Origin of the sequence: Lysinibacillus sp. ZYM-1, from assembly GCF_001308875.1 — a bacterium.
Lineage (GTDB): Bacteria > Bacillota > Bacilli > Bacillales_A > Planococcaceae > Lysinibacillus.
On record NZ_KQ465168.1, the window covers coordinates 1 to 10,304 of the forward strand.

At 34.5% G+C, this 10,304-nt stretch carries 9 protein-coding genes and 1 other annotated feature; of the genes, 7 read left to right on the forward strand and 2 right to left on the reverse strand.

Features of this window, described 5'->3' with window-relative positions:
• Positions 1-320 precede the first annotated feature (320 nt).
• Positions 321-1,235: an EamA family transporter gene (locus AO843_RS23415; RefSeq protein ID WP_054613459.1), complete on the reverse strand. Its 915-nt coding sequence runs from the start codon at positions 1,233-1,235 to the stop codon at positions 321-323.
• 426 nt (positions 1,236-1,661) lie between these two features.
• Positions 1,662-1,877 (forward strand) — a binding site (T-box leader).
• Between the two features lie 123 nt (positions 1,878-2,000).
• On the opposite strand from AO843_RS23415, the gene serS reads away from it, so the two are divergent.
• The 4 genes from serS to AO843_RS23430 all read left to right on the forward strand — a co-directional run bounded on the left by serS (position 2,001) and on the right by AO843_RS23430 (position 5,055).
• Complete coding sequence (gene serS, locus AO843_RS23420) at positions 2,001-3,281, forward strand: serine--tRNA ligase (protein ID WP_054613460.1); 1,281 nt, start codon at positions 2,001-2,003, stop codon at positions 3,279-3,281.
• Between the two features lie 160 nt (positions 3,282-3,441).
• A complete protein-coding gene (locus AO843_RS23425) occupies positions 3,442-3,699 on the forward strand; it encodes an S-layer homology domain-containing protein (protein ID WP_156314032.1) in 258 nt (85 codons plus the stop codon).
• A gap of 31 nt (positions 3,700-3,730) precedes the next feature.
• Positions 3,731-3,835, forward strand: coding sequence for a hypothetical protein (locus AO843_RS25670; RefSeq protein ID WP_369814453.1), 105 nt, complete (start codon positions 3,731-3,733; stop codon positions 3,833-3,835).
• A 278-nt stretch (positions 3,836-4,113) separates the two neighbouring features.
• A complete protein-coding gene (locus AO843_RS23430; protein WP_054613462.1) occupies positions 4,114-5,055 on the forward strand; it encodes an oxygen-dependent tRNA uridine(34) hydroxylase TrhO in 942 nt (313 codons plus the stop codon).
• Between the two features lie 556 nt (positions 5,056-5,611).
• Here AO843_RS23430 and AO843_RS23435 read toward each other — a convergent pair.
• Positions 5,612-6,553 (reverse strand): EamA family transporter, encoded by a 942-nt coding sequence (locus tag AO843_RS23435; RefSeq protein ID WP_054613463.1) that lies wholly within the window; start codon positions 6,551-6,553, stop codon positions 5,612-5,614.
• 503 nt (positions 6,554-7,056) lie between these two features.
• Between AO843_RS23435 and AO843_RS23440 the strand changes: the two genes are divergently transcribed.
• The 3 genes from AO843_RS23440 (at position 7,057) to AO843_RS24990 (ending at position 10,163) form a co-directional block, all read left to right on the forward strand.
• Entirely contained in the window at positions 7,057-8,211 is a 1,155-nt protein-coding gene (locus AO843_RS23440; protein WP_054613464.1) for a retropepsin-like aspartic protease, read from the forward strand.
• A 1,252-nt stretch (positions 8,212-9,463) separates the two neighbouring features.
• Positions 9,464-9,766, forward strand: a complete 303-nt coding sequence (locus AO843_RS23450) for a hypothetical protein (RefSeq protein WP_054613466.1) — start codon at positions 9,464-9,466, stop codon at positions 9,764-9,766.
• A gap of 220 nt (positions 9,767-9,986) precedes the next feature.
• Complete coding sequence (locus AO843_RS24990) at positions 9,987-10,163, forward strand: hypothetical protein (protein WP_197279002.1); 177 nt, start codon at positions 9,987-9,989, stop codon at positions 10,161-10,163.
• The last annotated feature ends 141 nt before the right edge of the window (positions 10,164-10,304 follow it).

Consider the following 10,304-nt stretch of genomic DNA (forward strand, 5'->3'; position numbering starts at 1 on the left):
GTTTTCCTTTTTCTATGTCTTCAGTTATTTACACAAAATATTTTATACTCTCTGTTGATTATATATATTTGCTTAGGTATATTAACTTACTTTGTTATTAAAAAGAAACTTTTAAACAGAACTGCTATTTAGATTAATCAAATATAGGTGCCTATGTTGACAAGCAGAATGCAAGAACACTACCTTGATATTCAACAATCGGACGCTTTAGTTGAATAAGGCACCTTTAATTGATTAGACTTTCTTATCAAAATTTCATACTTAGTTAGAAAGATTGACTCCATTTTGATCATTTTTCAAAATGGAGCTTTGAAACCTACCTAAAAATCTGTAGTATCTTCACGAAAACAAATTTGTTTCTTCTCTTTTTGTATTTTTAACATTTGAGGGAAGAAAACCCCGGATAAAATACAAAGAATCCCAATCCATTGTAAAGGCGATACCACTTCATGGACAAGTGTAATAGAAGCGATAACTGCTGTAGGGAGTTCGACTGCTCCTAAAATTGTTCCAAGACCTGTACCTACTTTTGGTACACCAATTGAAAAACAAATGACTGGTATAACAACACCAAAGAAACCTAAAATTAAAGCATATTTCCATAATCCAGCCTGCAGTGTACCATCAATCAAGTATGTTGGGGGAAAAGTTAAGCAAACAAAGAGTGTTGCACTTGTTGTCATCAGAAAGCTTTTTGAGTAAATTGGAACATCAGTAGATACACGTCCACTTGCAAATATATATATGGAAAAAGTTATAGCTGCTAGTAACCCAAAGGTGATTCCTTTTATTGATAATTCTTGTCCTATTCCATCAAATACACCCCCAGCAAACACTGTTCCCACAAATAAGATGAGAATGGACACTATCTTTTCGCGGCTTGGAAAAGTTTTATTAGCAATTGCCTCAATTAGGACGCCCATCCAAGTGAATTGAAATAACAATACAATAGCAATAGATGCGGGTAATTCTTTTACAGAAAACCCGTAAAAAATACTTGTTAAACTCATTGTTGTCCCAACTGCTAACAACAAAAATATATTTTTTGAGGATACTTTATAACGCGAAAAGGTAATAACAAGTAATAATAGTCCAAACCAGCCAAATACATATTGTCCACCTAAAAGTTCAGGAAAAGAAAATCCATTTAAAAATCCAATTTTAAGAATGGAAGATAGGACCCCATAGCTACAGGCACCTAATAAAACCACAAAAGAAAACTTTAATTTATTCAAAAAATCCCTCCAAAAAATAAAAATCCCGTCGTCTATTTATAGACGACGGGCGAATGAAACAGAGAAAAAACTCTACAAAATTCCGCCACTCACAAATTCGTGTGAGTTTGCGTATCAAATTATAAATATTGTATACAAAAGTTTTTTAGATATCAACAACTATTTTTAGTACGTGTAAAATCTTTAAGTTTAGTAATATTAAAAAAATTGCTAAACAACTAAATAAAAACATATCAGGACTATCAAAATTATTTTAGTTTTTTCTTTTATGACTGGTTTGATGGTAACCGAACCAAAACAAGCTGTTGAATGGTGGATATTAGGCGTAAATAACCGTGATTCAAGAATTCTAGAATATTTTGTATCCTATGGTAGGACTTGCGAAATCTGTTTTCATATAGTACAGTATGGTTAAAATTTAAATAACTGAACACGATGATGGGAAGTAGTAGCAAGCACGTTTTTTTTAGAGAGTCAGCGGTTGGTGGAAGCTGATAGAAGCACTTGTGAATCCGTCCTGGAGTTGCACAGTCGAAGTAATGTAAGTAGGCTGTAGCCGGCTGAAATGCCGTTATAAAATAAGTGGATTAGGTATATGCCTAATCAATTAGGGTGGCAACGCGGGTAGCTCTCGTCCCTTTTTAGGGATGGGGGCTTTTTTGTGTTTATTTTGATTCAAAGCGGAGCTATTTGAGGTTTAGCTTGCAACGCAATTACACTAAGACTTAATGGATGCAATGTCATTAAACTACTGGAGGTATGACTATGTTAGATATTAAACGCGTACGCGATAATTTCGAGGAAATTAAAGAAATACTATTAACGCGTAATGAAGATTTAGGCAACTTAGATGACTTTGAGGATTTAGATGCAAAGCGTCGTGAGTTAATTGCTAAAACAGAAGAATTAAAAGCAGAACGAAATAAAGTATCTGAACAAATTTCAATTATGAAACGCAACAAGGAAAATGCAGATGAAGTGATTGCTCGTATGCGTCAAGTAGGCGATGAAATTAAAGAGTTAGATGTTCAACTAAATGATGTTGAAGAGCGCTTTAAAGATATGATGATGCGCTTACCAAACATTCCACACGAATCTGTACCAGTCGGGACAACAGAAGACGACAATGTAGAAGAATATACTTGGGGTGAAATGCCAACATTTGATTTTGACATTAAAGCACACTGGGATCTTGCTACAGATTTGAAGATTGTTGACTTTGAACGAGGTACAAAAGTAACAGGTAGCCGTTTCTTATTCTACCGCGGGTTTGGAGCTCGTTTAGAACGTGCATTAATGACATTTATGATGGATTTACATGCAGAGGAGCATGGTTATGAGGAAATGCTACCACCTGTCATTGTGAATCGTGATAGTTTGACGGGTACTGGAAATCTTCCTAAATTTGAAGAAGATGTATTTAAATTAGAGGAAACAGATTATTTCATGATTCCAACGGCAGAGGTACCTGTAACAAACTTCTATCGTGATGAAATCTTACTGGCTGAGGCTTTACCACAAGGCTTCGCTTCCTATAGTGCGTGCTTCCGTTCAGAAGCAGGCTCTGCGGGTCGTGATACACGTGGTTTAATCCGTCAACATCAGTTCAACAAAGTAGAACTAGTTCGCTTTGTAAAACCAGAGGAATCATACGAACAATTAGAGATATTAACAAATCATGCGGAAAAAGTATTGCAATTACTAGGCTTACCATATCGTAAGCTAAAAATGTGTACAGCTGATTTAGGTTTTACTGCAGCGAAGAAATATGATTTAGAAGTTTGGATTCCTGCACAAAACATGTACCGTGAAATTTCTTCTTGCTCTAACTTTGAGGATTTCCAAGCACGACGAGCGAATATCCGCTTCCGTCGTGAGCAAAATGCAAAACCAGAATATGTTCATACATTAAACGGTTCAGGTCTTGCCATTGGTCGTACAGTTGCCGCTATCCTAGAAAACTATCAACAAGCCGATGGAAGCGTAGTAATTCCTGAAGTTTTAAGACCATACATGGGTGGTAAAGAAATAATTGCACCAAAATAAATAACGGGTAAAAGCTTTTAGATATCCTTTAACAGGTAATTGTATTGCCTTTTTATCGATTTGCTCATCTTTGAGGGAAAAGGAGAGGGAATCGATCCGAATGCCCACTTAACGCGCGCGGAGACCGCAGCTTTATTGGTCAGGGCATATTTGTATCCAGGTGTCCGCGAATACCGCAACATTATCCGATATTGACGGCGAATGGTATGAAATGGCGGTTTCCTCTGCAACAGAAGCCGGATTTGTGAACGGGTATGAGGACGGAAATTTCCGTCCGAATGATTTTGTTTCAAGGGAAGAACTTGCGGTCATGCTTTCGAGAATGATTGAATATGATGGCAGCGCTGATTTAAATGCTCCTGAAAACCATTCTATTCAATTCATTGATTCGAAAGATGTATCAGAATGGGGCTACTGAGGCAGTGCAAAAAATCATTTCCAGCGGTATTATGATAGGTGACAATGAAGATAATTTCAGACCACCTCATACCGCAACCCGTGCAGAAATGGCGATAATTTTGAGCCGTCTTCTCAACAAGCTAGGGTATATGTAAAAAAGTGAAATGAGAGAGTGAATCAAAAATTATTTATGAACAATCGGGCGCATTTCTCTAATTAGGAATGCGTCTACATTCAAGGGCCAGATTGTGGAATAACACTTCTTTATAAAAAAGTTCAACTGACCAGTTCACAAATTCTTTAAACACAATATTTATACCCATTTCAGTCTAATTACCGATAGCATATTATATGATTATCCTTTATGGTTAATAAGTCGTAAAAGACACTATCAGGAATATCCTGCAAATATTGAAATGATAGGTGGAAAACAATGAATTATCAAGTTTTATTATATTACCATTACACGAAGATTGAAGATCCAGATGCGTTTTCAGCAACACACTTAGCAATGTGTAAAGAAATCGGTTTAAAGGGTCGTATTTTAGTAGCCAACGAGGGCATTAACGGAACTGTTTCAGGTACGATTGAGCAAACAGAGCAATACATGGCAAACATGCAAGCTGACTCATTATTTGAAGGCATAGTCTTCAAAATTGATGAGGTAGATGGGCATGCATTCAAAAAAATGCACGTACGCCCACGACCTGAGTTAGTAAACTTAGGGTTAGAAGAAGACGTAAACCCACATGAATTAACAGGTCGCTACCTATCACCAGAACAATTCCTTGCTGAAATGCAAGATGAAAATACTGTAGTATTAGATGTGCGTAACACGTATGAATACGATGTTGGCCATTTTCGTGGTGCGATTCGACCAGATGTACAAAACTTCCGTGATACACCGGAATGGGTACGTGCAAACCGCGAGCTGTTCGAAGGGAAAAATGTTTTAACATATTGCACGGGCGGGATTCGTTGTGAAAAGTTTTCGGGCTGGATGAAACGTGAAGGCTTTGGCGATGTCGGTCAATTACATGGCGGTGTTGCAACATACGGAAAAGACTCTGTTGCGAAAGGCCAATTATGGGACGGTCAAATGTACGTATTTGATGAACGTTTAACGGTGCCAATCAATCAAGTAGAACATGTGATTATCGGTCGTGATCACTATGACGGTGAACCTTGTGAACGTTACATTAACTGTGCAAACCCTGAATGTAACAAGCAAATCATCGCATCTGAAGAAAATGAAGCAAAGCATTTAGGTGGCTGTACAATCGAATGTACAAAGCATGAGCGCAACCGCTACATCGTGCGTCACAATTTAACAGAAGAGCAAGTAGCTCAAACAATTGAGGCGTTACAAGCATAAGTATGAAAAGCTGTCTAAACTAAAAAACGTCATTAAATATCTATCATAACCTCAACCAACTATATAGAGGTACTTAAAACACCTATGTAAGTGTTCAAACTATCCATTTCAAAATTGGACTAGTCTATTCGCTTATCTAGGGTGTTTTTTCTTTTGTAAGAAAAAGTAAATGACTAAATCAAAGGGTGAATAGCTAATAGTCCATAGCTAAAACGATTTAGGCTTCTTATTGAGCACAGACTTCATTCTTTAACTAAATGTTAGTTGAAGAAGCATTAAGTAATTTTTGGATTGAGCATTAGTTATTCTACTAAAGTGAGCGTTTGTTGTACAACTCATCAATTTAAACGACTTTATTGTTATATTTTAGCTTGAAAAAAGTAATTTACATTGCAAATTTAATAACTTTAATTAACACCGTCCACATTAATGGACGGTGTTATGCTCGTTGGTAGTATTATTAAACAACTTATTATCATCTGTCAGCAGGGGAGTGGATGCACACTTCAAAAAAATTTTGTAGGATGTGTCCTCAATTTTTATAAGCAAAGGATCTTCAAATCGAAGATCCTTTTGCTACTTCTTTGTCTGATTTTTTGTATTTTGTTTTGACGTTTCTTAACAAACTATCTTTATCTAGTATTGTAGGTAAACTTATACCGATGACGATGGTTACAATACCTGTTATTTGCAAAGTTGTAACCGTTTCGCTTAATAAGATAACTGACACCATCACCGCGATTGGCAATTCAACAGCACTCAATATTGATGACATGCCTAAACCTACTTTAGGAACGGCAATAGTGAATAAGAAAACAGGAATAATCATGCCAAATAATCCTAATGCCAATCCATAAATCCAAAGTCCCTCGTTAAACAAAGTCCCATTCCAAATAATTTCAGGAGACTGAAAAACCGCTGTAATCAAGAAGGCAAAGAAAGAAACCAATACTAAACGGTTAGAGGTTGTCATACTTGCAGTTGCCTTTCCATTCACATATAAAAATAAGGAATAACAAAGAGCTGCTGCTAGCCCCCATAACCACCCCTGAAAAGGTATTTGGGATAAATCAACATCAATTATACCAGCAGCAGGTATGGTACCAGCTACCAATATGATTAAAGATATTAATTCAATTCTGCTTGGAAGTTGTCGTTTTGTGATACAAGAAATCAACATACCGATCCATGTAAATTGAAACAATAGTACAACTGCCAAAGAAGCAGGTAAAAAGTTCAATGAATGACCATATAAAATATTTGTTAACCCTGTTAAAATGCCTGCAAATATAAGGATTTTAACACCTTTAAAGCTTAATTTTGATCTGTTTGTAACTAAGAAAATACATACTGCTATACAAAAGCCGACAAAAAACTGACTTGTAACTGCCTCAGAGACAGAAAAACCACTACGCATTGCCAGTTTTATGATAGTTGAAACGATACCAAAACTACTGGCTGCAATAACTACTAATAGGGGATAAAGATAGTTCTTCATAATTCACTTCCGTTCTTTAACTTTTATATAAATTGAATTTTATTTATGATTTTGAGATTTTGAAAAAAAATCATAATCTCCAATATAAAACACTGTTTGTTATTTTACAATCTTTTTTTTTGGTGAAAATGGATTGCAAAAACGAATCCTCCAATGAGAGAAAGTGAATTATCGGAAATAGTAAAAAAGCCAAAACCGGATGTATCAAGGGTTTGGCTCTTGTTCACAATATAATAGGAATAGTGTGCAAGTAATTGACAAGCATATGAAACTTTCTAACATATTTAGGATCAGACACAACATATTGAAACAAATGAAAAAGTAGCAGAGCGTCTGCTTTTTTTAGTTTCAAATAAATTTGATTCTTTAACAAACGATGTAATTAAGTTGAATTAGAAGTATTTATTGGGATTATATAGAAATAATGACTATCTAGAATTTTATTGAACTACTAGTATTGAGTAACCGAAAAAAAAATTAAATTATTTGTTGGAGGGGTTAAATTGAAAACGATAGAAGAAATAGAGAAGTTTGATTTTGTAACGTTAGAAATGAATGAAGAACAAAAAGAATTTGTCTCTGCTTTAAAGTTAATTACAGACGGAAAAGAAAATTTTGGTGCAGAAATATTAAAAGGTCTGTATAGTGTGTCGCAAGATCTTTCACTACGAAGTGGCTGTGCCAAGATTTTATTTGAACTTTATTTTACCAAATCAGAATGGCAACAATTAGAGATGCTTGGACTTCTTGACGACCAAAGCATTGATAAAAGCAATCGTTTAATAGCGAAAGCTTGCAGCCAGTTTGAACAAACCACATTCTCCTACTTAAACGATCATATATGTATGCCAATGAATCTAAGCATCTCAGGCTCTCCAACGATTGAAGTAATGATTAATGGAAATAGGAAATGCTTTTGGTTAGATACTGGAGCAGGGATGACGGTCATTTCAAATTCTATTGTTAGAGACTGTGAGATCAACATTATGAAAGAGGAAGAATTGGAGGTTGGAAATTCAACAAACCAAAATTTCCGTACAGATTTGGCAATCATCGATTCAATTGTCATACAGGATCTGAGGATTCATAACCATCCTACCTTGGTGTTAGCGAATGAATTATTAACGATTCAAAATCCTGAAACAAAAGAAATGATGAAGATAGATGGAATCATTGGCTGGGATATCATACAACATATTTTTCTGGAAATCGACTATGGACGAAAGCAAGTCGTCATTCAGAAACCGAAACGAAAAGATGGTGTGGAGAACAACCTTTTCTTCTGCGGATATCCCATTTTAAAAGTGAAGGGACAGAACCAAGTCCCCTTGTATTTCGGTTTAGACACTGGTGCAAATAAGAGCCATTATGGACAGCCTCTCTTATCAAAAATAAATGATCTTAAAATAGAGAAAAGAATGATACTTTCAGGAGGTTTAGGTGATGTAAAAGAAAGAGCATTAAACAGTATTGAAAATTTAATTGTTTACCTTAATGAGAATCAAGCCATTCGCTTACACAATGTGAGAGAGATGCTAACAGATCTTGCAACTTTCTTTAAGTTAGATGGTGTTTTTGGTAGTGATATTGCAAAGGATGGGCGTTTGGTGATTGATTATACGAATAGAAGGTTTGAACTTGTAAAAGAGAAAAAATAAGATGTAAATTCGGAGGTAGATCGTTGTGATAAGGCTTTTTTCCTTAGTATTTATAAAAGCATAAAAAAGCCGCAGCATTTGCAGACGCTACAGGTTATGCCCTTAGATGGCAATTTTATAAAAGGAGGATATTGTGTACATTAATAAAAAGGTTGCAACAAAACTACGCTAAGTTCGAGGGATTCTGGACACCTTTATTACATTAAAAACAAAGCCTATCAATCCACAAATAAAGAAAATATAGGATACTAGAATTGACATAGCTTCTAAGTTGTTTGTAAAGATTCTATATCCTCTTAAAGTAAATAATACAAAACCAACAACCGAGTTGAGTAATGTTCTATTCTTGTCCGTCAAAAAAACACCTTCAAATTTTTATGATATTTATCATATGGGATTGCTTCGAAAAGATTGGGCAAATTTACAGTCATAAATATTGGTTTAATACAAAAATTCTATATTTTTTCGCCAGTAAGCGCTACTCACATCGAGTAGCGTATTTTTATATAAAAGAAGGTGAGATTTTGCGAATCACGTTAAAGGATAATCAAGACTGAATAAGCATGATAATTTAAGACAATCGTAGCGTTTAAGAATGATGATGTGGTAAAATATGGTTATAAAGTGTGGTAATTCTATTTATTAGTTCAAGTAATAGGACGCTTTTGTTGAATAGATGGATCCATTACATATAGGGTGTTCTTTGATATTTACATGGAATCTTCTTTTGAGGATGCTTTTTCAAAACCGTGATAGTACACACAGATTTTTAATTATTATGTATATCTCAATATTGCAGTGTATTTTATTACTTTTTTAAATGGCATTCTTATAAAATTCTAATATAAAAATAAAGGTGAGAAAATGAAAAAGAATTTAATTTCCAATCTATTACTCTTATTTGGCTCGTTTGTTTTGCTGGGGTCTTTTGCTTATCGGTTATTGATAACTTCTGATATCCCCGTTTCATATGGAATGGATGAAGCCATTACTCTGCACGTACTACTATTTATTTCTACACTGTTATATATTTGTGGCTCGATTATCAGCTCTCAAAATGGCATTCATTACACTGTCATAGCTGTATTAGCACTATTTATGATGTTGAACATATATTTTCTCAATAGCGATGCGGAATATTTCGATGTTTCTTATGCTCAAATAGCCATCGCATTTATATTGCACCCATTGTTCGTTATATTGATGAATATTTTTATGCTATTAAAAACAAGACCATCCGATTGAGGTGGTTTTGTTTGCATTATTTAAAAGGCTTGATTTAGATACAGAGGATATTTTTACAGACATTGAAATTCCAGAAGAAACACAACATGACTTGATAAAAGCTTTTGAAAACGCAAGATTTGAGAAAGGAACAATAGACGTTCGTGATTATGATTATCGGATTATCATTTCTTTAAATACAGGTTATCCGATGTACCTTATTTCAGATAAGCAATCACTGACTATCATTAAACACGACGGACAATTCGAACACTATTCAATCGTAAACGATAATGATTTTTTTAGTATTTTACAAAAAGCAACGGAATAAAGGCAGTAAGTGTCTTTGTAAGCTAGGTAAGTAATTTGCTTTTTTATTCTATTTTTCCCCATGTTTTATAATAATAAAGTGCAGGAAGAAAAAGAATCTCCACTTTTTCTAGGGTTAGAAAGAGCCATTTTTTTCACGGAATCTCTCAACGAATCAATATCACCAAATTAAAAGAGGCAGGCTCAAAATAAGTAGAATAATTAAGTTTGGAGGGAAATATATGAAGAAAAAAATAGGACTTGGTTTGTTTGTAATTGGTATAGTAATGATGTTAATAGGTATGGCTTATTTATTAGGATATTCAACTAATGAAATTTTAAAGTATCCTTTGTATTTAGGAATGTTATTAATAGTTATATTTGTCCCTACCCCTACACAAAAATTAAACAAAAAGTAATTTAAATTAATGAATAACATCGACAAATGATAGATTAGTTTAGGGAGCGTCAATATTTTTGTGTAAATGACTTTCCAACCCTTTCGGGTAGAATATCACCACTTTGTATTTATCTATCACTTATTCATAAGATTAATTTCA

Excerpts from the sequence above, each read along its gene's own strand:
- AO843_RS24990 (WP_197279002.1), top strand. The coding sequence starts at position 9,987 with ATGAAGAAAAAAATAGGACTTGGTTTGTTTGTAATTGGTATAGTAATG.
- AO843_RS23430 (WP_054613462.1), top strand. The coding sequence starts at position 4,114 with ATGAATTATCAAGTTTTATTATATTACCATTACACGAAGATTGAAGAT.
- AO843_RS25670 (WP_369814453.1), top strand. The coding sequence starts at position 3,731 with ATGATAGGTGACAATGAAGATAATTTCAGACCACCTCATACCGCAACC.
- serS (WP_054613460.1), top strand. The coding sequence starts at position 2,001 with ATGTTAGATATTAAACGCGTACGCGATAATTTCGAGGAAATTAAAGAA.
- AO843_RS23435 (WP_054613463.1), bottom strand. The coding sequence starts at position 6,553 with ATGAAGAACTATCTTTATCCCCTATTAGTAGTTATTGCAGCCAGTAGT.